General features: G+C 57.2%; 19 protein-coding genes. 17 read left to right on the plus strand and 2 right to left on the minus strand.

The features are described 5' to 3' along the window. The first annotated feature begins 161 nt into the window (after positions 1–161). Together AC0KVQ_RS13245 and AC0KVQ_RS13250 are read left to right on the plus strand one after the other, a co-directional pair. The gene (locus AC0KVQ_RS13245) at positions 162–1448 is read left to right on the plus strand and encodes an ABC transporter substrate-binding protein (protein ID WP_473421642.1); all 1287 of its coding nucleotides are present in this window, start codon (positions 162–164) and stop codon (positions 1446–1448) included. A 110-nt stretch (positions 1449–1558) separates the two neighbouring features. Next, a complete protein-coding gene (locus tag AC0KVQ_RS13250) occupies positions 1559–2713 on the plus strand; it encodes an oligogalacturonate lyase family protein (RefSeq protein WP_473421643.1) in 1155 nt (384 codons plus the stop codon). A 380-nt stretch (positions 2714–3093) separates the two neighbouring features. Here the strand turns inward: AC0KVQ_RS13250 and AC0KVQ_RS13255 are convergent, their stop codons facing one another. Beyond that, positions 3094–3627, minus strand: coding sequence for a tetratricopeptide repeat protein (locus AC0KVQ_RS13255; RefSeq protein ID WP_473421644.1), 534 nt, complete (start codon positions 3625–3627; stop codon positions 3094–3096). A 103-nt stretch (positions 3628–3730) separates the two neighbouring features. On the opposite strand from AC0KVQ_RS13255, the gene AC0KVQ_RS13260 reads away from it, so the two are divergent. The 15 genes from AC0KVQ_RS13260 to AC0KVQ_RS13330 all read left to right on the plus strand — a co-directional run bounded on the left by AC0KVQ_RS13260 (position 3731) and on the right by AC0KVQ_RS13330 (position 23791). Next, the gene (locus AC0KVQ_RS13260; RefSeq protein ID WP_473421645.1) at positions 3731–4981 is read left to right on the plus strand and encodes an anion transporter; all 1251 of its coding nucleotides are present in this window, start codon (positions 3731–3733) and stop codon (positions 4979–4981) included. 97 nt (positions 4982–5078) lie between these two features. Beyond that, positions 5079–5705 (plus strand): uracil phosphoribosyltransferase, encoded by a 627-nt coding sequence (gene upp / locus AC0KVQ_RS13265; protein WP_473421646.1) that lies wholly within the window; start codon positions 5079–5081, stop codon positions 5703–5705. 160 nt (positions 5706–5865) lie between these two features. Next, positions 5866–7110, plus strand: a complete 1245-nt coding sequence (locus AC0KVQ_RS13270) for a uracil-xanthine permease family protein (RefSeq protein WP_473421647.1) — start codon at positions 5866–5868, stop codon at positions 7108–7110. 144 nt (positions 7111–7254) lie between these two features. Next, positions 7255–9024, plus strand: coding sequence for a glutamine--tRNA ligase/YqeY domain fusion protein (locus tag AC0KVQ_RS13275; RefSeq protein ID WP_473421648.1), 1770 nt, complete (start codon positions 7255–7257; stop codon positions 9022–9024). A gap of 2 nt (positions 9025–9026) precedes the next feature. Continuing rightward, the gene (locus AC0KVQ_RS13280; RefSeq protein ID WP_473421649.1) at positions 9027–9515 is read left to right on the plus strand and encodes a M48 metallopeptidase family protein; all 489 of its coding nucleotides are present in this window, start codon (positions 9027–9029) and stop codon (positions 9513–9515) included. Positions 9516–9689: 174 nt separating this feature from the next. Then, positions 9690–10520 carry a class I SAM-dependent methyltransferase gene (locus AC0KVQ_RS13285; RefSeq protein WP_473421650.1) on the plus strand — a complete coding sequence of 277 codons (831 nt, stop codon included), beginning with the start codon at positions 9690–9692 and terminating at the stop codon, positions 10518–10520. Positions 10521–10537: 17 nt separating this feature from the next. Beyond that, positions 10538–11527, plus strand: coding sequence for a Gfo/Idh/MocA family protein (locus tag AC0KVQ_RS13290; RefSeq protein WP_473421651.1), 990 nt, complete (start codon positions 10538–10540; stop codon positions 11525–11527). A gap of 44 nt (positions 11528–11571) precedes the next feature. After that, positions 11572–13083 (plus strand): helicase HerA-like domain-containing protein, encoded by a 1512-nt coding sequence (locus AC0KVQ_RS13295; RefSeq protein WP_473421652.1) that lies wholly within the window; start codon positions 11572–11574, stop codon positions 13081–13083. A 110-nt stretch (positions 13084–13193) separates the two neighbouring features. Next, positions 13194–13577 (plus strand): DUF6394 family protein, encoded by a 384-nt coding sequence (locus AC0KVQ_RS13300; protein WP_473421653.1) that lies wholly within the window; start codon positions 13194–13196, stop codon positions 13575–13577. Positions 13578–13593: 16 nt separating this feature from the next. After that, positions 13594–15303, plus strand: a complete 1710-nt coding sequence (locus AC0KVQ_RS13305; RefSeq protein ID WP_473421654.1) for a potassium channel family protein — start codon at positions 13594–13596, stop codon at positions 15301–15303. Further along, positions 15300–15995: a pseudouridine synthase gene (locus tag AC0KVQ_RS13310; protein WP_473421655.1), complete on the plus strand. Its 696-nt coding sequence runs from the start codon at positions 15300–15302 to the stop codon at positions 15993–15995. Before AC0KVQ_RS13305 ends, AC0KVQ_RS13310 begins: the two co-directional genes overlap by 4 nt. A 221-nt stretch (positions 15996–16216) precedes the next feature. Continuing rightward, positions 16217–17926 carry an ABC transporter ATP-binding protein/permease gene (locus tag AC0KVQ_RS13315; RefSeq protein WP_473421656.1) on the plus strand — a complete coding sequence of 570 codons (1710 nt, stop codon included), beginning with the start codon at positions 16217–16219 and terminating at the stop codon, positions 17924–17926. A gap of 20 nt (positions 17927–17946) precedes the next feature. Next, complete coding sequence (gene hemE / locus AC0KVQ_RS13320; RefSeq protein ID WP_473421657.1) at positions 17947–19002, plus strand: uroporphyrinogen decarboxylase; 1056 nt, start codon at positions 17947–17949, stop codon at positions 19000–19002. 346 nt (positions 19003–19348) lie between these two features. Further along, on the plus strand, positions 19349–21514 hold the full coding sequence (locus AC0KVQ_RS13325) for a primosomal protein N' (protein WP_473421658.1): 2166 nt from the start codon (positions 19349–19351) through the stop codon (positions 21512–21514). Between the two features lie 378 nt (positions 21515–21892). Further along, complete coding sequence (locus AC0KVQ_RS13330; RefSeq protein WP_473421659.1) at positions 21893–23791, plus strand: AAA family ATPase; 1899 nt, start codon at positions 21893–21895, stop codon at positions 23789–23791. A 34-nt stretch (positions 23792–23825) separates the two neighbouring features. On the opposite strand, the gene glnK is transcribed toward AC0KVQ_RS13330, so the two are convergent. Beyond that, positions 23826–24164, minus strand: a complete 339-nt coding sequence (gene glnK, locus AC0KVQ_RS13335) for a P-II family nitrogen regulator (RefSeq protein ID WP_473421660.1) — start codon at positions 24162–24164, stop codon at positions 23826–23828. Positions 24165–24397: the final 233 nt, after the last annotated feature.

Raw genomic sequence — 24397 nt, forward strand, 5'->3', positions numbered from 1 at the left:
CGCATGGAAGCAGACAACCTGAAGGAGATCTTCCAGAAGGGTCGTGGCGAGCAGTATGAGTTCTGCCCGAGAATGGATCACTGCCATATCTTTGATGCAGAGTCCGGTAACAACGTTTCGTTGTAAGTAGCGGTACCAATCATAACCAAGGAGAAGGACTGATGAAACCCATGATGAAAAAGCTGACTGGTGTTGCACTGGCCATCGGCCTGATTGCGCAGGGCGCAATGGCTGCTGACGTTACGCTGCGTTTCGGCTGGTGGGGCGGTGGCGAGCGCCACGAAGCTACGCTGAAGGCGATCAAGGCATTCGAGGCCAAGAATCCGGGCGTGAACATCAAGGCTGAATATGGTGGTTTTGGTGGTTACGCTGAAAAGCTTACTACCCAGATTGCCGGTGGCAACGAGCCAGACATCATGCAGATCAACTGGGCCTGGATTTCCCAGTTTTCCAAGACTGGTGATGGCTTCTATGACCTGAAGAAGAGCAAGGATGTGAAGCTGGATGATTTCAGCGGCGAATCCTGGAAATCCGGTATGGTCAACGGCAAGCTCAATGCGTTGCCGATTTCCTATACCGCCCGTGTCTATCTGTGGAACAAGTCCATGTGGGACAAGGCTGGTCTGCCGTTGCCGAAGACCTGGGACGATTTCCTTGCAGCAGGCAAGGTATTCGAACAGAAGCTGGGCAAGGGTTTCCATCCGCTCGATGGCCAACTGTATGACCGTATCCTGATTTCTCATGCCTACATCCAGCAGAAAACCGGCAAGCCTTGGATCTATCCGAACCAGCCTAAGGTTGCCCTGACTGAAGCTGAAGCACTGGATTGGGTCAAGTTCTTCAACAGCATGGTGACGACCGGTGCGAGCCCCACGCAACAGTACCGCGTGAGTTCCGGCGGTGGTGATTCCGAGCGTCCGACCGAACAGATGCCGGATTGGGTGGCTGGCAAGTTTGCCGGTAACTACACATGGGATTCGACGTTCAAGCCACGCCTGTCGACCCCGCCCAAGACCATGAACTTTGATGTGGGTGATTTCCTGACCATGCCGGGTGCCAAGAACTCGGGCATGTTCGGTCGCCCGTCCATGATGTTCGCGGTGAGCAAGAACTCTAAGAATCCGGAAGTCGCTGCCAAGTTTGTAGCTTGGCTGCTGCAATCGCCGGAAGCGGCCGAGATTCTGGGTACCGTACGTGGCGCCCCGATGTCCAAGACCCAGATGGACGTGTTGATCAAAGAGAAGAAGTTCACCGATCTGGAACTGAAGGCCATGAAGCAGATCCAGTCCATCAAGCACGACTATCCGTCGCCGCTGATGGAGCACAACCGTATCCAGCAATGGGTGCGTGAAGTGTTCGAGAAGGCCGCATTGGGCAAGGTCAGCGAGCAGGAAGCTGCCAAGATGCTGGTCGACGAAACCAACGCGCAATTGCGCCGGTTGCGTTAATCCCAGTCGCCGGATTGTCGCAGGGCAGTCCGGCTGTTACACCAAGGCAATGTCCGCACGATGTTTTATCGGGGCGTTGCCTTTTTTACGCACTTTTGAAAGAGGTCATTATGGCTAAGGGCGACAAGATCAAGCTTAATTTTCAGGAATTTATCGATCAGGATACTGGCGTGCGCGTAACACGCCTGACACCGACCGATGTCACCTGCCATCGCAACTATTTTTATCAAAAGTGTTTCACCAACGACGGCAACAAATTGCTGTTTGGCGGCTGGTTCGATAACGACTGGAACTGTTATCTGCTGGACCTGCAGACACAGCTTGCGACCCAATTGACTGAAGGTTCAGGGGATAACACCTTTGGTTGCTTTCTCTCGCCCAATGATGACTATCTCTACTATGTGAAGAATGAGCGCCAGCTCAAACGCGTGAAGCTCGATACGCTGGAAGAAGAAGTTATCTATACCGTGCCGGAATTGTGGAAAGGCTATGGTACCTGGGTGGCCAATTCTGCCTGTACCAAGCTGGTGGGCATTGAAATGTTCGATGCCGACTATATCCCGCTGACCGACTGGAGCAAGTTTGCCGAGCAGTATCACAAACAGCCGCGCAGCCGCCTGATTTGCATTGATATTGCCAGCGGCAAGGCCGAAGTGCTGCTGGATGAAAAGTGCTGGATGGGACACCCCATCTATCGCCCGTTCGATGATCATACCGTGGCTTTCTGCCATGAAGGCCCGCACGATCTGGTCGACGCGCGCATGTGGCTGATCAACGAGGACGGCAGTAACAAGCGCAAGATCAAAGAGCATGCACCGGGCGAAGCATGTACCCATGAGTTCTGGGTGCCGGATGGATCGAAGATGATTTATGTTTCTTTCGTGAAGGGGCACAAGGATCGCTGGATTCGTGCTGCCGACCCGATCACGCTGGAAGACAAGGAAATCATGACAATGCCGCATTGCTCGCATTTGATGAGCAATTACAACGGCACCTTGCTGGTGGGGGATGGTTGCGATACCCCGGTCGATGTCAGCGATGCCGGTGCACACCAGGTCGAGAATGATCCGTTTATCTATGTGTTTGATGTGGCTGCCAAAACCTGCAAGCCGGTGGTGGCGCACAAGAGCTCGTGGAAGGTCTATCGCAATAACCGTCAGGTTACACATCCGCACCCGTCATTCACACCGGATGACAAGCGCGTGCTGTTTACTTCGGACTTTGAAGGCGAGCCTGCTATTTACCTGGCAGATCTGCCAGCTTGATTGGCCGTGTGGTGAAACGCATGAGAACGCCTGCATTTCGCAGGCGTTTTTATTTGTGTCTGAGAGCCTGCTCACGATTATTTCACCGCAGCGTTCTGTGCAGTGCCGGATAGAGGCCAAGGCACAAACCGTGCCGTGGTACGTGTACCACAAGCGGTTTGTAACGCCGGCGGCTGCCGGCAATGCCCGGAACCCGCCGGGCCAGGCAGGAAAATGGCCATCCACTGCGTTGAACGCCTTGGAAATAACCCGTTATTGCCAGCGTCGTTCGCCTTGTGGCTAACCCTTTTCCTGTCTGGCGCTGCGGTGAAATGATCGTGAACAGGCTCTTGGCCGGAATATTCGGTTTTGTGCTGCCAGGCAATCAATAGCCGCAGCGATTAGCGGGTTGCAGGCGGGGCCGCAACGGGCGGCATCGGTTTTCCCTGAATTTTCAGTGTCTGTTTGAGCTTGCCCTTGAGCGCATCGGATGAATTGCCCAGCTGCAGCGATTTTTCATAGGACTGGCTGGCCAGGCGCAAGTAGATGTCACCCAGATTTTCATGTGCGACCGGGTAACCCGGGTTGGTCTGGATCGCCAGCAGCAAGGCTGTTCGCGCTTTTTCCAGCTGATTTTGCCTGGCATAGAGCACCGCCAGGTTGTTGTAGGGCTCCGACAGATGGGGGAGATCGTTGGCCAGGGCCGAAAATGTCCGGATGGCTTCATCCAGTTGATTCAGTTCGGTCTGGCTGATCCCCTTCAGGAACCGCAGCTGGGCATCCTTGGGATTGGCGCTCAGTGATTGATTGGCCCGCTCCAGTGCTTGGCCATACTGTTTGGACTGGATCAGTTGCTGGATATTGTCAACATCGCTGGCGTGGGCATGGCCTGCGGCAAATAACGCGAGTGCGATCAGGTAATGACGAACTTGCATGGATTTTCCCGATAAGAAATTGCCAGAGTAAACTCCTGCGAGTTTATCAAAACCTTTTATCAGGCGTCGCGGCAATGATCGTTCAGGCAAGGAAATCCCATTGATGACAACCATAACCGGGTCCGGGCTCGCCTGGCAGGATGCCAGCGTGTTTATCGCCATGGCGGTATTTGTTGCAACTTATCTTTTCATGGCCATCGGCAAGCTGCCGGGATTGCACCTGGATCGGGCCGGTGCAGCTTTGCTGGGCGCCTGCCTGATGGTCTGGCTGGGCGTGCTGACACTGGAAGAAGCCTATGCCATTGTTGATTTCAATACGATCGCGTTGCTGCTGGGCATGATGATCGTGGTGGCAAACCTGCGTTTGTCCGGTTTTTTTGCCCTGGTGAATGCGTGGGTGGTGATCCGGGCACGACGTCCGATCGCCTTGCTGACCCTGATCGTGCTGGTCGCCGGCGTGCTTTCGGCCTTTCTGGTGAACGATACGATCTGCATCGTGATGACGCCCTTGGTGCTCGATATTGCCATGCGCCTCAAGCGCAATCCGGTGCCTTATTTGCTGGCACTGGCCATGGCCTCCAATGTGGGCAGTACGGCGACGATAACGGGTAACCCGCAGAACATGATCATCGGCAGCCTGTCGCATATCCCGTATGCGCATTTTGCCGCAGCCCTCTCGCCCGTGGCGATCGTTGGCTTGTTGCTCACGATTGCCCTGATCGCCGGTATCTATCGGCACGAATTTCTGAATGGCCGGCTGTTTCAGCTCGAAACGGTAAGGCCGCCTCGCTATAACCGGCCGATTGTCATCAAGTCACTGCTGGTTGTGGTGGCAATGATTGCCCTGTTTTTCGCGGGCCAGCCGGTGGCCAAGGTGGCCATCCTGGGGGGCGCGATCATGCTGTTTACCCGCCGGATCAAGCTGTACAAGGTATATCGTGAAGTCGACTGGCCGCTGCTGGTCATGTTTTCCGGGCTGTTTGTGGTTGTGGCGGCACTGGAACGGGTGGTGCTGTCGCCAGAGCTGATCGCGAACGTGGCGCAGCAGCATATGAATGGCGCGGCAACCCTGTCGGTGATGACTGCAGTACTTTCCAATCTGGTGAGCAATGTACCCGCGGTGCTGATGCTCAAGCCCTTTGTTGCCAATTTCAGTGATCCACAACAGGCCTGGCTGGTGGTGGCGATGGCTTCGACGCTGGCCGGGAATTTCACGTTGGTCGGCTCGGTCGCCAACCTGATCGTGGCGCAACGTGCCTTGCGTGATGGGGTAAAAGTTGGATTCTGGCCTTATTTCCAGGTGGGTGCGCCATTGACGGTATTGACCATCCTGTTCGGAATCCTGTGGTTGTGAAACCGGTGTCGATATTGACGACTTGCCGGAATCCGCAATGGAAGAGTTTGCTGACTTGGATAGAATCTGCGAGTTTGTCTTGAATGAGGGCTGCGCCGTGCAAATCACCGTTGTCAATCATCCGCTGGTCCAGCACAAGCTGTCTTTGCTGCGCGAAGCCGATGTCAGTACCAACAAGTTTCGTATCCTGACCGAAGAACTGGCACGTTTGCTGGCATATGAGGCCACTCGCGATCTGGAAACCGAAGAAGTCGAAATCGATGGCTGGTGTGGTCCGGTGAAAGTTCGCCAGATCAAGGGCAAGAAACTGACCGTGGTACCGATTCTGCGGGCTGGCCTGGGCATGCTCAATGGCGTGCTGGATCTGGTGCCTTCGGCCAAGATCAGCGTGGTCGGTCTCTATCGCAATGAAGAAACGCTTGAACCGGTTCCCTATTTTGAAAAGTTTGTCGGCAGCCTGGATGAACGCATTGCCCTGATCATCGATCCGATGCTGGCAACCGGCGGTTCGCTTGCCGCCACGATCGACATGCTCAAGCGCAATGGTTGCAAGCATATCAAGGCCATCGTCATGGTGGCTGCGCCTGAAGGCGTAAAGCTGGTGAACGACCGGCACCCGGATGTGGAAATTGTCACGGCTGCGCTCGATAGCCATCTCAACGAGCACGGCTACATCATTCCGGGGTTGGGTGATGCTGGCGACAAGATCTTCGGTACCAAATAAAACCGGAGCTAACGGTCTCATGGCTTTGTCGCGCGCTGCTCGACATCCTCATGGGCAACACGCCCATTCCGGTGTCTGTGCTGCGGGCTTCGCGCCCTGAAACCGTTATCTCCGGTTTTAAATTATTTACTTTCAAATTTGACCGTAAGGGAGTAACTCGATGTTTGCGACCTTGAAGCAAGCCGTCTCCGGCGCACAAATATTGTTCGTGGCGTTCGGCGCGTTGGTGCTTGTACCGTTGCTGACTGGGCTCAACCCCGCCATGGCATTGCTCGGTGCCGGTGTCGGGACTTTGCTGTTCCAGGCCTGTACCGGCCGACAAGTGCCGATCTTCCTCGGCTCTTCGTTCGCGTTTATTGCGCCGATCATCTACTGCATGCAAACCTGGGGGCAGGGCGCGACACAGTTCGGTCTGTTCGCGGCCGGTTTCATGTACTTCGTGTTTGCTGCGCTGGTTCGCTGGAAAGGCATGGATTTCGTGCACAAGCTCCTGCCGCCTGTTGTGATTGGCCCGATCATCATGATCATCGGTCTGACCGTGGCGACAGCTGCTGCCGGCATGGCCATGGGGCAGGCTGGCGGCAAGCAGGTGATGGATTATGAAACCTCGCTGGTGCTGGCCGGCATCTCGTTGGCGACCACCATCATGGTGGCGATCTATGCCAAGGGCATGTTCCGCCTGGTTCCCATCCTGGCAGGGGTCGTGGTCGGTTATATCTCGGCCAGCATGGTCGGCTTTGTTGATTTCGGCGGAATTTCCAATGCTGCCTGGTTTGCCATGCCGCATTTCGTGGCGCCAGAAGTCAACTGGTATGCTGCCCTGTTCATGCTGCCGGTGGCGATTGCTCCAGCGATCGAACATGTTGGCGGTGTGATGGCGATCGGTGGCGTGACCGGTATCGATTACACCAAATCACCTGGCTTGCATCGCACGCTGGCCGGTGATGGCCTGGGTGTCTGTGTTGCTGGCCTGATCGGCGGCCCGCCCGTGACAACCTATGCCGAAGTGACCGGCGCGGTGATGATCACGCGCAACTTCAATCCGGTGATCATGACTTGGGCAGCGATTTTTGCCATCTGCATGGCATTCTTTGGCAAGTTCAACGCATTGTTGCAATCGATTCCGATGCCTGTGATGGGCGGGATCATGGTGCTGCTGTTTGGCACGATCGCAGGTATTGGCCTGAAAACCATGCTGGATGCCAAGGTGGATCTGATGGAGCCGCGCAATCTGGTGATCGTGGCGGTGGTGCTGACCTGCGGCATCGGCGGATTGACACTGAAATTCGGCGCCTTTGCACTGACGGGTGTCGGGCTGGTGAGCCTGTTTGCCATTCTTCTGAATCTGATCCTGCCGCAGAAGTCGGCCAGCCATCAGGGGATTGAAGAAGGCCAGGATGTTTGAAGCCAGCAACACGCATCAAGATGCAACCCCGCTGCGGCGGGGTTTGTTTTTGTGGATTTATACCTTTCGCAGATTCCTTCGGCCTCCGTGATTACATTGTTCCGGTAGAATCACGTTTTGGTTTGATATAACAAGTTTTCGGACATGAGCTCAGAAACCCCTGTTGTCAGCAACTTTATCCGCAATATCATCGATGCCGAACTTGCTGCCGGCAAGTTTGCCAGCCGCCGCTGGGGCGGCCAGCCTGGCGATGCGGCAAGTCACGCCGCTGGTGTGGCCGATCCGGCCAAAATCCGTACCCGTTTCCCGCCGGAGCCCAATGGTTATCTGCACGTTGGTCACGCCAAATCGATCTGCCTGAATTTCGGTCTGGCGCGTGATTACGATGGCGTTTGCCACATGCGCTTCGATGACACGAATCCAGAAAAAGAAGACCAGGAATATGTCGATTCGATTCTGGATGCGATTCAATGGCTGGGGTTTGGCTGGAATGCATTCGGCCAGGAACACCTCTATCACGCCAGCAACTATTTCGATTTCATGTACCGCGCAGCGGAAACGCTGATCGAACGTGGTCTGGCCTATGTGGATCAGCAGACGCCTGAGGAAATGCGCGCCAATCGCGGCGATTTTTCCAATCCGGGCAAGAATTCTCCCTGGCGTGATCGTCCGGTCGAGGAAAACCTGCGCCTGTTTCATGACATGCGCGACGGCAAACACGCAGAGGGCAGCCTCGTGCTGCGTGCCAAGATCGACATGGCATCGCCCAACATCAATATGCGCGATCCGGCGATCTACCGCATCCGCTTTGCCGAGCACCACAACACCGGCGACAAGTGGTGCGTCTACCCGATGTATACCTTCGCACACCCGATCGAGGATGCACTGGAGCAGATTACCCATTCGATCTGCACCCTGGAATTCGAAGACCAGCGTCCGTTCTACGACTGGTTGCTCGAAAACCTGCGCGATGCCGGGCTGTTTACCGATCCGCTGCCGCGCCAGATCGAATTCGCGCGCCTGAACCTGACTTACGTGATCACCAGCAAGCGCAAACTGATGCAGCTGGTTACCGAAAAGCACGTTGAGGGCTGGGACGATCCGCGTATGCCGACTATCGTCGGTCTGCGCCGTCGCGGTTTTACGCCGGAGGCGATCCAGCTCTTCTGCGAGCGCATCGGCGTGACCAAGGCCGATACCTGGATCGACTATTCGGTGCTGGAAGGCGCACTGCGCGACGATCTGGAAGAAAAAGCCGCGCGTGCGATGGTCGTGCTTGATCCGCTCAAGCTCAAACTCACGAACTGGGATGATCTTTTTGGTGCGGGCCATGCCGAGCCGTGTTCCGCGCCGGTGCATCCGCACCACGAAGAAATGGGCAAGCGCGCATTCAATCTCACCCGCGAAGTCTGGATCGAGCGCGAGGATTTCCAGGAAGTGCCGGAAAAAGGTTTCCGCCGCCTGTTCCCGGAAAACATGGCGCGTCTCAAGTATGGCTATGTGATCAAGTGTACCGGTTGCGAGAAGGATGCCGAGGGCAAGGTCACTGCGGTACTGGCCCAGATCGTGCCGGATACCAAGAGCGGCACACCAGGTGCGGACAGCGTCAAGGTCAAGGGTGTGATTACCTGGGTATCTGCCATTGACGGCGTAGCGACTGAAGTGCGTCTCTACGATCGCCTGTTTACCGAGGCCGAGCCGGGCTCGGGCGGACGCGATTTCCTTGAGGCAATCAACCCGGCCAGCATGCAGATCGTGACTGCGTATGCCGAGCCAGGACTGGCGCAAGCGGCTGCCGGTACCAGCTTCCAGTTCGAACGCCATGGCTATTTCGTGGCGGATCGCAAGGATCACGGCAATGGCCGGATCGTGTTCAATCGCACGGTGACGCTGAAAGACAGCTGGGGCAAGTAAACATGGAACTGGCGTATCTGCGCGGCTATCCCGAGCCGGTGTTGCAGCAGGTGCGCCAGTTGCTGGCCAGCGGGAAGCTGGCCGAGCATCTGGAACGCAAGTATCCGCAAGGACATGCGATTCAGAGTGACAAGGCGTTGTATGCCTACGCGCAGGAGCTGAAAAATCGCTATCTGCGCACTGCGCCACCGCTCAACAAGGTGCTGTATGACAGCCGGATCAATGTCGTGCAGAACGCGCTTGGGCTCAATATCGCGATGTCGAGAGTGCAGGGTAACAAGCTTGCCGCCAGGAACGAAATTCGGGTGGCATCGCTGTTCAAATCCGCACCTGCCGATTTTTTGCGCATGATCGTGGTTCATGAGCTCGCGCACCTGAAGGAAAAAAACCACGACAAGGCGTTTTACCAGCTGTGCTGCCATATGGAGCCGGATTACCAGCAACTGGAATTTGATCTGCGCCTGTACCTGACTTTAGGAGCCTTTGAATAATTGCTGCGAAGGCGCATTACTGCGTCGCGCGGTGCTCGAAATCCTCATGTATTCCCATATACATTGCGGTTTCTGCGCGCCGTGCTCCTTGTCCTGCACCTTCTCGCTGACTTATTCAAAATGCTCCCGTTGCAGTTGCAAGTGGTCTGATCCGCACATTTACCGAGTTTCCCCATGACCAAAACCTATGAAGTCCGCCCCGGCCAGTCGGTCGAGCTGCTGAAAGAGCTGCATATCCTCACCCGCGACGGCAAGATGAATCAGGATAGCCGACGCAAGCTCAAGCAGGTGTATCACCTGTTCCAGTTCATCGAACCCCTGTTGCAGGATGTCCTGGCTGATCGCCCCGATATTCATCTGGTCGACCATGGCGCGGGCAAATCCTATCTGGGCTTTATTCTTTACGACCTGTTTTTCAAGGAACGCGCCCCGGCCGGCCAGATCTGGGGGATCGAAACGCGTGACGAACTGGTGACGCATTCGCGTGAGCTCGCTTATCGGCTGGGCTTCGAGGGCATGAGTTTTCTGAATCTCTCGGTCGCCGATTCGATGGTTTCGACCGAGTTGCCCGAGCAGATCGATATTGTTACTGCCCTGCATGCCTGCAATACCGCCACCGATGATGCCATTCGTTTTGCCTTGATGAAAAAGGCGCGATCGATTGTGCTGGTGCCCTGCTGCCAGGCCGAAGTGGCCGCAGAGCTGCGCAAGAACAAGGGCCGCGCACTGAAGTCTCCGCTGGCCGAGTTGTGGCGCCATCCGATCCATACGCGCGAATTCGGCAGCCACCTCACCAATGTGCTGCGTTGCCTGCAACTCGAAGCGCATGGCTATCAGGTGAACGTGACCGAGCTTGTCGGCTGGGAACATTCGATGAAAAACGAGCTGATCATCGCGACCTGGAAAGGGCTACCGGGCCAGCGCGCAGCCGCTCGCCTGGCCGAGATCCTGCAAACCGTCGGACTTGAATCACTCGCCGAGCGCTTCTTCGTGCCGACTGAATGAACGGAGCGATGCGAAACATGAAAACGATACGCTGGGGCATGATCGGCTGTGGTGACGTGACCGAGGTGAAAAGCGGTCCTGGCTTCTACAAGGCAGAGAATTCCACCCTGCTGGGCGTGACGAACCGTACGCTGTCCAAGGCGCAATCCTATGCGCAGCGCCACAATATCTCGCGTGTGTATCCAGATGCCGAGGCATTGCTGGCCGATCCTGAGATCGATATCGTCTACATCGCCACGCCGCCGGCGGAACACAGGGCGCTGACCTTGCAGGCCGCCGCGGCAGGCAAGCATGTCTATGTCGAAAAACCGATGGCCATGAACCATGCCGAATGCGAGACCATGATCGCGGCTTGCCAGGCCGCCGGTGTGCGGCTCTTCGTGGCGTTTTACCGCCGCGCCATGCCGCGCTTCCTGCAAGTAAAGAACTGGATCGATGGCGGGGCGATTGGCACCGTCTGTATGGTCAGCGTGTTGCAGCGCCAGCGGCCGACGCCTGCCGAGTTGTCACCCGAAACCCTGCCGTGGCGATTGAAAGCCGAAGTTGCGGGGGGCGGCAAGTTCCTCGATATGGGCGTGCATGTGCTCGATGCGCTGTCTTTCTGGTTCGGCCCGATTACCGCTGTGCATGGCGAGGCGAGCAATCGCGGTGGTCTTTATGGCGTGGAAGATACTGTTACGGCCAGCTGGCAGCATGCGTCCGGCGTGAGTGGTACTGGCAACTGGTGCTATGTTGGCCATGATGAGGCCGACCGGATCGAGATCACCGGTACGCACGGACGGATCGAGTTTGAATTCTTTGCCGATACCCCGCTGCGCCTGATCACAGCCAGCGGTGTGGAGGAAATGCATATCCCCAATCCGCCCCATGTCCAGCAGCCATTCATCCAGAGTATCGTCGATGATCTGAACGGATTGCGCGCCTGTCCGGGCGATACCCAGGTTGCCGCGCAGATCAGTGTCGCAACAGATGCCATACTGGAGCAATACCGCAAGCAGACAGCCTGATTCATCGTTATGCAGCTTGCATCACTCTCGAAGGAGCCACCCCCATGACTGCCCCGTTGCTGATTGCCAAGAATGCCCACGCCGAATTGAACCTGTTGCCCGCCTTGGCGAACCGCCATGGCCTGATTGCCGGAGCCACCGGCACGGGCAAGACGGTGACTCTGCAGAATCTGGCGGAATCGTTTGCCAGGATCGGCGTGCCGGTGTTCATGGCGGATGTGAAAGGCGATCTGTCCGGTATCGGCGCCGCCGGGGAACTGAAACCGAAAATCCAGGAACGCCTGACGATGCTGGGTGTGACGGACTGGGAGCCGGCCAAGTGCACAACGGTATTCTGGGATGTGTTTGGCGAGCGCGGACATCCGGTACGTGCCACGGTTTCCGATATGGGGCCGTTGTTGTTGGCTCGCTTGCTGGCGCTCAATGAAGTACAGGCCGGCGTGCTGCAACTCGTTTTCAAGATTGCCGACGACAGCGGCCTGTTACTGCTGGATCTGAAAGACCTGCGTGCCATGGTGCAATTTGTCGGTGACAACGCGCGGCAGTTCACCACGCAGTATGGCAATATTTCAGCAGCAAGTATCGGCGCCATCCAGCGCGGCCTGCTCACGCTGGAACAGCAGGGCGCCGACAAGTTCTTCGGCGAGCCCATGCTCAATATCGCCGACATGATGCAGACCGATGCGCAAGGTCAGGGCGTGATCAATATCCTGGCTGCCGACAAGCTCTATCTCTCGCCCAAGCTGTATGCCACGTTCCTGCTCTGGCTGCTGGCGGAATTGTTCGAACAGTTGCCCGAAGTCGGCGACCTGGACAAACCCAAGTTTGTCTTTTTCTTCGATGAAGCCCACCTGCTGTTCAACGATGCGCCGCCAGCATTGCTGGAAAAAATCGAACAGGTGGTGCGCCTGATCCGCTCCAAGGGTGTCGGCATTTATTTCGTGACCCAGAATCCGCTCGATATTCCTGAAACCGTGCTGGGGCAGCTCGGCAACCGTGTGCAGCATGCGCTGCGTGCGTTCACTCCGCGCGACCAAAAGGCGGTCAAGACCGCCGCCGAGACCATGCGCCAGAATCCGAGTTTCGATGCCGAGGCTGCCATTACCGAGCTGGGCGTGGGCGAAGCGCTGGTATCTTTCCTGGATGTCAAGGGGACACCTTGCCTGGTTGAGCGCGCTTTTGTAATCCCGCCCGTGTCGCGCATCGGCCCGCTGACTGAAGATGAGCGCAACGCCGCGATTAATCAATCGCTGGTTTATGGCGTGTATGAAGAAGCGCTTGATCGTGAATCGGCCTACGAAAAGTTGTCCGCTGCCGTGGCGCAAGCCGAGCAGCCGGCCCTGGCACGACAAGGTGCCCCGGCACCTGCTGCAGGTTCCAGCCCGATGGGCGGGCCGCTGGGTGAAATCCTGTTTGGCCGCACCGGCCCGCGCGGCGGTGTGCAAGATGGTCTGGTGCAGACCGCGGCCAAAACCATCGTGCGTACCATCGGTTCGGCCGTGGGTCGGGAAATCGTGCGTGGCGTACTGGGGTCGATTCTGGGCAAGCGGCGCTAAAATTTTTTGGTGTTGTTTTTTGTCACGTTTGCGTCATCAGGTTTTACGAGTGTGGAGCCCGTCCGTAACATGCGGGACTTGATTGACTCCAACGCTGGAGAGGCAGTTTCATGAATCTGGAAAAAGTCATATTTGGTTTCTTTGTCATTCTGGCGTTCACGCTCAACTTTGGTTTTTTCATCGGTGATATTGATGTCCCACAGGTGCATCACCCCGGGCACCTTTTCGCAGCGGTGGTGATCAATCTGGTGGCGCTGATCATGAAGTTCGGCGATCGCACACATATCGGCGCCACCCACCTGGCGACCAGTCTGGTGGCCATGTTGCAATTGCTGGCGGCTGCGCTGGTCTGGATGTGGCACCTGTATATCAGCAACCTGCCGATGGATGGCTCGACCATGTCGTTAGTGGTTTCGCTCAGTGGCGGCGCGCTGGCGGCCAATATCATTTCAGTCATTTTGCTGATCAGCGAAACCTTGCGCCAGACCCGCTGAACGGAAAGCCCGGAACGTGAACGACATTCTGTTTGTGATCTTGCGCCGGCTGCGCCGGCCCTTGATCGTACTGATCATCGCTTATGCGGTTTCGGTCTGGGGCTTGGTGCTGATTCCTGGACGCGATGCCGACGGCAATGTCATCCACCTCGGTTTCTTTCACGCTTTCTATATCATCAGCTATACGGCTACCACCATTGGCTTCGGTGAAATTCCCTACCCCTTTACCGATGCGCAACGGGTATGGACGATCATTTCCATCTATCTATCGGTGATCTCCTGGGCGTATGCGCTGGGGGCCATTTTCAGCCTGTCGCGCGACCAGACTTTCGTCGATGCCATGGTCCGGCGCCGCTTCGCCCGGCAAGTCTGGAACATGGAAGAGCCCTTCGTGCTGATCGTGGGCTATGGTCAGAGCGGCATCATGCTGGCGCGCATGCTCGATCGCACCGGCCAGCGCATGGTGATCGTTGAATCGCGCCGCGACCGGGCTGCACGTATCGAGATCGAAGAGTTCGAACACCCGCCGCTGTTTCTGGCGGCAGACGGACGTTTGCCTGATGTGCTGGTCGATGCCGGTGTCACGCATCGCAAATGCATGGCGCTGGTAGCATTGGCGGGCGACGACGATACCAACCAGTCGGTAGCAATCGGTGGCACGGTGCTCAATCCATCCTTGCGCATCATCGCGCGGGTGCAGTCGCAGATCGCACGCGATAACCTCGAATCCTTCCGCAAGATCGAGCTGATCAACCCGTTTGAATCGTTTGCCAACAATATGAGCCTGGATATGGGCTCACCCGAAAAATTGCGCGTGGTCGAGTGGTTATCCGGCCTGCCCGGTGGCGTGCGCCCCAGCCCATTGAATCTTCCTAAAGGGCATTGGGTGATTTGTGGTTTTGGCCGACTAGGGCACTACATTGCCGCAGCCTTGGACAAGGCCGGGATGACCTGGACTGCGATCGACAATAATCCGCTTATCCATTGCGACGATCCCACCATCCTGCATCATGGCGATGCGCAGGAAAACCTGCTGGCGGCCGGGATCGGTCATGCAGTCGGGATTGTTGCCTGCACCGATCGCGATGCCGTGAATCTGGCCTCGGTTACGCGTGCGCGTGCGATCAATCCGAATCTCTATGTGGTGATCCGCCAGACCAGCGTGGCCAACGCCAGCTTGATCGATGCCTCGATGGCCAATCTGCGCTACATCCAGTCCGAGGTGGTGTCGCATAAGGTTCGCCAATTGCTGACCTCGCCGCTGCTGATCCGATTCCTCAAGCATCTGGATGAAGATACCGGCGATCTGGCGCTACGCACTGCCGACTTGCTGGAAAAGTACGCGGGTGAAAATGTCCCTTATATGTGGGTGTTCGATTGTTATGCCTCGTACAAGGGTTTGCGTGAAGCGCTGGCGCCGGAAGTGGATCCGCCTCTGACCATCGGTGACTTGCTGATCGATCCGGAAAACCCGCCCGAACGGCTCCATGCCATGGCGCTGCTGCTGTTGCGCAAGAAAAAGGAAATCCCGCTGCCGCCCGAGGATACTCAATTGCTTTCCGGTGATCGCATCCTGTTTGCCGGTCGGCGCGGGGTCGAGGAAGCACAACACCGCTTCCTGCTGGAACCTAGCCCGCTGCAATTTGTCCGTACCGGGGTCGAGCCGCCACGCAGCTGGTTGTTCCGCCATCTGCTGCGCAACAAGCCGACTGATTCCGACGCTTGAATCCGACCCTTGTGGTCGATCTGTCCTTGATCGAAATGACTACGCCCTATTTGCCTCCCCCGCATGCCGATTCGCTATTCCTGTATCAGGACGATGCCTTGCTGGTCCTGAACAAGCCTTCCGGCCTGCTGTCGGTTCCCGGCCGGGGCGAAGACAAGGCGGATTGCCTGGCCAGCCGGGTGCAGGCGCGTTTTGCCGATGCGCTGGTGGTGCACCGGCTGGATATGTCGACTTCCGGCATTGTGCTGATGGCGCGCGGCATCGAAGCGCAACGCAGCCTGAGCCGTGCGTTTGAATTGCGCCAGACCGAAAAACGCTATGTGGCGGTCGTGGAGGGAAGGCTGGAGGGGGAGGGCGAAGTGAGTCTTCCCCTGATCACCGATTGGCCCAACCGGCCGCGCCAGATGGTCGATTTCGAACGCGGCAAGCCGGCGCTGACGCGTTGGCGCGCACTGGCCTACGATGCTCACTGCCATGCCACGCGGGTCGAACTCAGGCCGGTAACCGGCCGCTCGCACCAGTTGCGTGTACACATGCTTGCCTTGGGCCACCCTATCCTGGGCGACGACCTGTATGCGCATGATTCGGCACGCGACAAGGCAGAGCGTTTGTTGCTGCATGCCGCCCGCCTGGCCATCGCGCATCCGCAGAAAGGGGAAATCATGACCTTTACCTGTGAACCGCCGTTTTGAGATGATCGATCCATGACGCTGCGCATGCTATGCCCTCTCCCCCAGCCCCTCTCCCGCACGCGGGCGAGGGGAGCTTGGCTAAATCACCGATTTTGCTCCCTCTCCCGCATACGGGAGAGGGTTGGGGAGAGGGTAAATTGATGCTTGCGTGAACGGCATTACGGTGATGAAGCAATGTTTTTCCCGCAATTGATGTATCGCTTGTTCTACAAGGTCCAAACATGAAACTTCCCGCGATTCCCATTCCGCCCAAGGTACGCCACCTGTGGCGGCATTTCTGGCAACTCACCAAACCCTATTGGACGTCTGAAGAAAAGTGGCCGGCATTCGGCCTGCTGGCGCTGGTGATCGGGTTATCGCTCGGGCTGGTATTCATGAATGTCCAGTTCAACAGCTGGTACAACGAGTTTTACGACACACTGCAAAAACTGGATCAGGCCGGTTTCAAGACTGCGATCATCAAGTTCACCTGGCTGGCGCTGATCTATATCGTGATTGCCGTGTATGCGCTGTATTTCCAGCAGATGCTGGAAGTGAAATGGCGCCGCTGGCTGACCGAGCACTACATCGCGCGCTGGCTGGCCGGGCAGGGCTATTACCGCCTGCAGCTTACCGATCAGGGCACGGACAACCCGGATCAGCGGATTGCCGAAGACGTGGCGCAATTCGTTTCCAGCACCTTGTCGATCTCGCTGGGCTTGCTGCGCTCGGTTGTGACGCTGGTATCGTTCATCGGCATCCTCTGGACGCTATCCGGGCCGATTACGCTGGCTGGCATCACCATTCCCGGCTACATGGTCTGGGTGGCGATTGTCTATGCGCTGATTGGTACCGTGTTCACCATCCTGATTGGCCGCAAGCTGGTGGGCCTGAATTTCCAGCAGCAGCGCTTCGAAGCCGATTTCCGTTTCGGGTTGGTACGCATCCGCGAAAACGCCGAATCGGTCGCCCTGTATCGTGGCGAGTCCGTTGAAGGCGAGCGTCTTTCCGCTCGGCTGACGCATGTTGTGGCCAACTTCTGGGCCTTGATGCGCATGCAAAAACGCCTGGGCTGGTTCACTTCCTTCTGGAGCCAGTTGGCGATCATCTTCCCGATCCTGGTGGCAGCGCCGCGTTTCTTTGCCAAGGAAATCTCGCTGGGTGGACTGATGCAGATCAACTCGGCCTTTGGCCAGGTCTACGGCGCGCTCGATTTCATCATCGGCAGCTTTGCTTCGCTCGCCAACTGGAAGGCGGTGATCGATCGTCTTTCCACCTTCCGTGAAGGGCTGGAGACAGTTGAAAATCTGCCGGTGCTGGTGCCGCAGCGTGCCGGATCAACGTTGACCTTGCAGCAACTGCGCGTGCGCAAGCCCGATGGCACGATCCTGCTCGAAGATCAGTCCCTGTCGCTGTACGCAGGCGAGCGCTTGCTGATCCGTGGCCCATCCGGTTGCGGCAAATCCACGCTATTGCGCGCACTGGCCGGCATCTGGCCCTATGCCAGTGGCGACATCGGTTATCCGGAGGAGGGCGAAGTACTGTTTCTGTCGCAAAAGCCCTACCTGCCGCTGGGTACGCTGCGTACCGCGCTCTACTACCCGCATCCGCCAGCGGGAACCGAGGAGGATCTGCAGTCCTTGCTTGATCTGGCTGGCCTTGCGCATCTGGCGCCACGGCTTGATGAAACCGATCAGTGGAGCCATATCCTGAGTCTGGGCGAGCAGCAACGTGTGGCTTTCATCCGCGCCTTGCTGGTCAGGCCGAAACTGCTGTTTCTGGATGAAGCCAGTTCAGCGCTGGATGCCAGGGCGGAAGCTACGCTTTACGATGCGCTGATTGCACGTTTGCCACACAGCATTCTGGTCAGTGTGGGCCACCGCGAGAGTCTAAATGCGTATCATGGGCGGACTTTGACCTGCATTGCCCCGGCGGAATGGCAATTTGCCTGATTACACAATAAAGAGAACCTATGAAACCACTGGAAAACGATACCTTCCTGCGCGCCTGCCTGCGCCAGCCTACCGATTACACGCCAGTCTGGCTCATGCGCCAGGCCGGGCGTTATCTGCCGGAATATCGCGCCACGCGCGCACGCGCCGGTTCATTCCTGGCACTGTGCAAATCGCCGGAACTGGCAACCGAAGTCACCCTGCAACCGCTGGAGCGTTTCCCGCTCGATGCCGCCATCCTGTTCTCCGATATCCTGACCGTGCCCGATGCGATGGGTCTGGGCCTGTATTTTGCCGATGGCGAAGGCCCGAAGTTCGAGCACGCATTGCAGGATGAAGCAGCCATCGCCGCGCTGGCGGTGCCGGATATGGACAAACTGCGTTATGTGTTCGATGCCGTGACCAGTATCCGCAAGGCGCTCGATGGCCGTGTGCCGCTGATCGGCTTTTCCGGCAGCCCGTTCACGCTGGCTTGCTACATGATCGAGGGCGGCGGATCGGACTCCTTCAGCCGCGTCAAGACCATGCTCTATGATCGCCCGGATCTGCTGCACCGCATTCTCGATATCAATGCCCAGGCGGTAACGGCCTACCTCAACCAGCAGATCGCCGCCGGCGCACAGGCCGTGCAGCTGTTCGATACCTGGGGCGGCACGCTGGCGGCGGGCAAGTATCAGGAATTTTCGTTGGCCTATATGCGCCGCGTGATCGCTGGGTTGATGCGCGAAGCCGATGGGCGACGGGTGCCGGTGATAGTATTCACCAAGGGTGGTGGCATCTGGCTGGAGGAAATCGCTGCCTGTGGCTGCGATGTGGTCGGGCTGGACTGGACCATCGACCTGGCTGATGCGCGCCGTCGCACCGGTGGCAAGGTGGCCTTGCAGGGTAATCTGGACCCGAATGCCTTGTTTGCCAGCCCGGCAGCAATCAAGCGGGAAGTGGCAAGTATTTTGACCCAATCTGGCGGGCAAAATCATGTCTTCAACCTTGGTCATGGCATTTCGCAATTCACCAATCCGGAGCATGTCACCGCATTGGTCGAAGCCGTGCATGGTTTCCGACCCTTATCCGCATAATGGCCGGTCTTGGCTTTTTTCCGCTTAAATCATGGAGTTGAGCCGATATTTTCAAGTAGGTTTTTGGCAATGTGCGGCAACTTATGCACAATGGCGGGGCGCACCGCAATGACTTGTCAATAGGCTGCATGCAAAATTGTTGCCTGGTATTGACTTTTGTAAGTCATTGATTTTTATGGATATATATTTTCGGGTTAATTTTTGTGCAACCTGTTTGAAATGGCGCCAATACTGGACTTGACCGTCTTATCTCCCGTCTGTCCACAAAGTTATCCACAGAAAGTGTGGAAAAGCCTGAAGCATGAGTTTGTCAGAGTCTCACCCGAGATTGTCAGGATCAGTTGCAATGAATCAGGTGGCAAAAGTCGCCTTGGATGTGCCTTTGCGCCGGCTGTTCGACTACACCTGCGCCAGCGGATGCGTCCATATCGGTGAACGTGTGCTGGTGCCATTTGGTCCGCGCCATCTTTCCGGCGTCGTGCTGGAGGTGACAGATGTTGCCGAACATGGGGGCGAGTTGCGGGCGATCGACAGCGTACCGGCCGACATGCCGCCACTGCCTGAAGATTGCCTCGACCTGTTCCGCTTCGTCGCCGACTATTATCAGCATCCGCTGGGGCAGGTGGTGGCCACCGCTTTGCCGGGTGTCTTTCGCGCCGGCAAGGCCTTCGTGGAACCCGAGCCGGACTGGATCTACCGCGCCAACGATGCAGCTACACTGCTGCAACAGCTTCCAGCCAGGGCCACCGCGCAGCGGCGCGTGGCTGCTGCACTGGCAATCTGGCAAACCGCAGCACAATTGCGTGCGCTGGCTGCGCCCGCTCTGCGCTGGGTCCGTAGCTGGGTCGATGCCGGGTTTGTCGAAAGATTCAAGCCCAGTGCCGGCGCCGGGCAGGATGCTGAACTGGCACCGCAATTGAATGATGAACAGCAGGCAGCGGTGCAGGCGTTGTCAGTGGCGCAAGGGTTCGCGCCGTTTTTGCTGTTTGGCGTTACCGGCAGCGGCAAGACGGAAATCTATCTGCAAGCCATTGCCGCTACCCTGGCGCAGGATCGGCAGGCGCTGGTGCTGGTGCCTGAAATCAATCTTACCCCGCAACTGGTGGCACGTTTCTGCGCGCGTTTCCCGCAGGCGCAAATCGTCAGCCTGCATAGCGGATTAAACGAGACCGAACGCGCACAGGGCTGGCTGGCGGCCAGTCGCAGTGAGGCGCAGATCGTGCTGGGTACTCGCCTGGCGGTTTTCACACCGCTGCCCAAGCTGGGCCTGATCGTGGTGGATGAAGAGCACGATACGTCCTACAAGCAGCAGGAAGGTCTGCGCTATTCCGCGCGCGATGTTGCGGTGTATCGCGCCCACCAGCGACAGGTACCGGTAGTGCTGGGTTCTGCCACACCCAGTCTGGAGAGTTGGCGCAATGCCGAGCAAGGCCGCTATCGCCTGCTGACGCTGGCCAAGCGTGCGGCCAGCGGGGCGGTGCTGCCGGAATTGCGTTTGCTCCCGATGCGTCGTGCCCCGCAGCGCGAAGGACTGCATGAATCCGCCATCAATGCCATTGCCCAAACGCTGGAGCGGGGAGAACAGGCGCTGATTTTCATTAACCGGCGCGGCTATTCCCCGGCGCTGGTGTGCAATGAATGCGGCTGGGCCGCTGTCTGCAAGCATTGCTCGGCGCGACTGGTTCTGCACCTGTCCGAGCGACGCATGCGCTGCCACCACTGCGGCCATGAAGCCCGCATCCCGCATGCGTGCCCGGATTGCGGCAACCAGGATCTCAAACCACTGGGGCGCGGCACCCAGCGCCTGGAAGTAGCCCTGCAGGATATCTTTGCGCAGCGGCGCATCCTGCGCATCGATCGTGATTCCACCCGACGCAAGGGCAGCCTCGATGCTGCCCTGCAGGCCGTGCATGCTGGCGATGCCGATATCCTGATTGGCACGCAAATGCTGGCCAAGGGCCATGATTTCCCGCGCCTGAACTGCGTGGTAGTGCTGGATGCCGATACCGGCTTGTTCAGTGTCGATTTCCGTGCCGAAGAGCGCATGTTCGCCTTGCTCACCCAGGTGGCCGGTCGGGCTGGCCGGCGCGAGGCGCCCGGCATGGTACTGATCCAGACCCAGTTCCCCGAGCATCCGTTTTATGCGCGCCTCTTGGCACGTGATTTCCGCCAGTTCGCCAATCATGCCCTGAAAGAGCGCCGAGACATGCAGATGCCGCCATTCGCATCCTGGGCCCTGTTTCGCGCCGAAGCCAGGCAACTGGAACAGGCCACAGAGTTTCTGCGTGAAGTCCGCCAATGTATGCCCGATTTGCCAGGCCTGACCGTGCATGAGCCGGTAGCGGCCGGCATGGTCCGCAAAGCCGGCTTCGAGCGCGCACAATTGCTGCTGGCAGCCCACGCCCGCCCGGTCCTGATGCATGCTTTGCGCACCGCCATGCCTGCGATTGATTCCATCAAGAGCCGAAATATCCGCTGGTCGCTGGATGTGGATCCGGTGGAGGTGAGCTGACGCTTCCATGCACTGCCTTCGCCACAGGGCAGGCAAACTACGGAACCCGTGCGAATGAACTAGACTCGAAGAGATACCGATGTTCTCTTCCGGCAATTCCAGCCTGAATTGCCACAGCGGATTCCAAACAAGATGTAGCAGTCACAATGGAGGACTGATATGTCGGATTCATCTCAAGCCAAAACCGCCATACCTGCTTGCAAAAGGGCATGGTCGACGATCAGGCGCACTGCTGGTCGAATACAGGATTGGTTTTCCATCCAGCGAACTTTCGTCAAGCTTCTTGTTCTGGGCTTTCTTGTACTGATCCCGGTTACAGCAAATTATTCGTTTCAACTCAACAAAAAGCAGGCAGCACTGGCTGAACAGATCAAGGCCATGAGCTTGGTTGGGCCGTCCGGCGAAGGGCTATGGACCTATAACAATAAGTTGCCGGTAGTGTTTGGTACGGGTGCCATGCTGAGTTTCCTGGAATCGAACCCAATTGATCGCATTGTGGTGATCTATCAGCCGCTGTTTTGGAATGTTTCCGAGCGCATTTTCCTGATCGAATCGCAAGGCAAGCAGCATGCGTATTATCCAAGCGATATAGAAACCCGAATTTTCTCGGATAAGGTCATGGGCGCGCCGTGGGGCAACAAGCTGCTGTTTGTTCCTCGGGGTGAACTGGACGAAGCAGGCAACGCGCTACTTGGACGCCTGGACCAGCGTTTTTCCAGTGCCCGTCCACTGGTGGAAAAGGATAGCTGGAGGGCTTCTATCAGTGCGCTGCTTTCAGCTGGATTGATACTGGGCCTGCTGGCTTTTCTGTTTTTACAGCTCAAAGGCCAGTTCAAGTCGCTCAAATTCATTGATCCTGGCTTGATACGCGGCTCCATTGGCGATCTGGTCGGCATGGAAGACATCAAGGCTGAAGTTGGGCAGATCAAGGATCAGTACCAGCGGCGTGCGGAATATGCCGAATATGGCATCAGCAAGCCTTTCAATGTGATGTTCAGCGGCCCGGCCGGCACAGGCAAGACCAAGCTGGCCAGTTACCTGGCCAAGGAACTGGATATTCCCATCATGTTTCACTCTGCGGCCAATCTGGAAACCGGCTATGTGGGCGGGGGATCAAATACGCTCACCCGCATCGTTGCCATGGCCAAGCGACGCAAGCGCTGCATCGTGTTTCTGGATGAAGCGCAGGATCTCTTTATGAAACGTGGCGGTCGGCGCAAGTTCGATGACGACACCGCCAATACCCTGCTTTCCGTACTTGATGGTGTGCGCAGCCAGGGCGATACCGAAATCATCTGGATCGTGGCCAGCAATTTCAGCAGCGAATCCATGGACATGGATGAAGCCATGCTGCGCCGCTTCCAGATGAAGGTGGATTTTCGCCTGCCTAACCGGGATGAACGGCTGTCCATTATCCAGCACTACCTCAGCTTGCGTGCCGACAAGGTGCTGCCCGATCTGGATCTGCGCCACTTGGTTGCGATTACGGAGGGGCGCAGCCCGGCGGATTTGGAAACCATCGTTAACCAGGCGGGCATTACGGCAGTGCGCGCTGGTGAAATGATCGGAACCGATACCCTGATGCAGGCAGCCGAACGGGTGCTGGTGGGCAATGTGAACACGGAAACCACCGATGAACGTGATCGTGATCGCCGCATCATCGCCGTGCATGAGTGGGGCCATTTCCTGGTCGATTTCGAATATGAACGCCAGCGTACCCAAGGCAACTGGGAACAGATCCTGGCCGACATGAAAACGATCAAGATATCGCTCAAGGCCAACCCGCGCAGCAATGCCCTGGGTTTTGTCTTTCACAAGCAGGGCGTCAACCTGCTCAAGACCAAGGGCGATATCGAGCACGATATCCGCGTCTTGCTTGGGGGCATGGCCAATGAGGAACTGTTTTTCGGCGAGGAAGGCACCACCAATGGTGCGCACAACGATATCGGCCGGGTAACCAAGCTGCTATACCATGCCGTGGCCGAGATGGGCATGTATCGCAAAACGCGGCTCAACTTTGGCGCACTGACCGCATTGGCAGGGCAGGGCAGCAGTGCTGGCCTGGACGAAGAAACGCGCACCATCATGGAAACACAGAGCGAGCGCTTGTATGGCGAAACCAAGGAAATGCTGGCGCGGCACCAGCTCTTGACCGAGCATCTGGCCAGCAGATTGCTTGAAACCGGTGAAATGACCCTGGCAGAAGCACTGTTTGAAATACGGAATTTTGAAGCGCGGCAAAGTCCAGATTCGGATCAGAAACAACAAAACGCCTGATCAAGGCGTTTTGTTGGGTAACATCGTAACGAGATTACAGTGCAGCGTCGTTGGTCTCACCCGTGCGAATGCGTACCACGTGCTCGACCGGTGTTACAAAGATCTTGCCATCGCCAATTTTGCCGGTATGTGCGGCTTTCACAATGGCTTCAATCGCGGTATCCACGCGGTCATCGGGTACTGCCAGTTCCAGTTTGACCTTGGGCAGGAAATCCACCACATATTCAGCGCCACGATACAGTTCCGTGTGGCCTTTCTGACGGCCGAAGCCTTTGACTTCAGTGACTGTCATGCCGGAGATACCCAACTCCGACAGTGCTTCACGCACTTCGTCGAGCTTGAATGGCTTGATGATTGCTTCAATCTTCTTCATGGTCATTCCTTGGATGCGTGCGGGAGTCAGGATAGAAACGCTGCGAGTATAGCGGCCACCTTCTGGCAAGCCAAGCAGAGAACGGCCTGCTTGCGGCATCCAAGAGTCTTGGTAATGAAGAGATCGGATGCCGTGGCAGGGGGTGGAATCTACTGCATATATCTGTTGACGTGGATGAGGCCGCGTATAAAAGAAACCATGTACCAGCGGATGTATATATCTGCCGGCACATG

The organism is Formivibrio sp. oc-25 (assembly GCF_055810895.1).

What these genes read in the sequence shown, in the direction of transcription:
- AC0KVQ_RS13245 (WP_473421642.1), top strand. Translation starts at nt 162, where the DNA reads ATGAAACCCATGATGAAAAAGCTGACTGGTGTTGCACTGGCCATCGGC.
- AC0KVQ_RS13250 (WP_473421643.1), top strand. Translation starts at nt 1,559, where the DNA reads ATGGCTAAGGGCGACAAGATCAAGCTTAATTTTCAGGAATTTATCGAT.
- AC0KVQ_RS13255 (WP_473421644.1), bottom strand. Translation starts at nt 3,627, where the DNA reads ATGCAAGTTCGTCATTACCTGATCGCACTCGCGTTATTTGCCGCAGGC.
- AC0KVQ_RS13260 (WP_473421645.1), top strand. Translation starts at nt 3,731, where the DNA reads ATGACAACCATAACCGGGTCCGGGCTCGCCTGGCAGGATGCCAGCGTG.
- AC0KVQ_RS13270 (WP_473421647.1), top strand. Translation starts at nt 5,866, where the DNA reads ATGTTTGCGACCTTGAAGCAAGCCGTCTCCGGCGCACAAATATTGTTC.
- AC0KVQ_RS13275 (WP_473421648.1), top strand. Translation starts at nt 7,255, where the DNA reads ATGAGCTCAGAAACCCCTGTTGTCAGCAACTTTATCCGCAATATCATC.
- AC0KVQ_RS13280 (WP_473421649.1), top strand. Translation starts at nt 9,027, where the DNA reads ATGGAACTGGCGTATCTGCGCGGCTATCCCGAGCCGGTGTTGCAGCAG.
- AC0KVQ_RS13285 (WP_473421650.1), top strand. Translation starts at nt 9,690, where the DNA reads ATGACCAAAACCTATGAAGTCCGCCCCGGCCAGTCGGTCGAGCTGCTG.
- AC0KVQ_RS13290 (WP_473421651.1), top strand. Translation starts at nt 10,538, where the DNA reads ATGAAAACGATACGCTGGGGCATGATCGGCTGTGGTGACGTGACCGAG.
- AC0KVQ_RS13295 (WP_473421652.1), top strand. Translation starts at nt 11,572, where the DNA reads ATGACTGCCCCGTTGCTGATTGCCAAGAATGCCCACGCCGAATTGAAC.
- AC0KVQ_RS13300 (WP_473421653.1), top strand. Translation starts at nt 13,194, where the DNA reads ATGAATCTGGAAAAAGTCATATTTGGTTTCTTTGTCATTCTGGCGTTC.
- AC0KVQ_RS13315 (WP_473421656.1), top strand. Translation starts at nt 16,217, where the DNA reads ATGAAACTTCCCGCGATTCCCATTCCGCCCAAGGTACGCCACCTGTGG.
- hemE (WP_473421657.1), top strand. Translation starts at nt 17,947, where the DNA reads ATGAAACCACTGGAAAACGATACCTTCCTGCGCGCCTGCCTGCGCCAG.
- AC0KVQ_RS13325 (WP_473421658.1), top strand. Translation starts at nt 19,349, where the DNA reads ATGAATCAGGTGGCAAAAGTCGCCTTGGATGTGCCTTTGCGCCGGCTG.
- AC0KVQ_RS13330 (WP_473421659.1), top strand. Translation starts at nt 21,893, where the DNA reads ATGAGCTTGGTTGGGCCGTCCGGCGAAGGGCTATGGACCTATAACAAT.
- glnK (WP_473421660.1), bottom strand. Translation starts at nt 24,164, where the DNA reads ATGAAGAAGATTGAAGCAATCATCAAGCCATTCAAGCTCGACGAAGTG.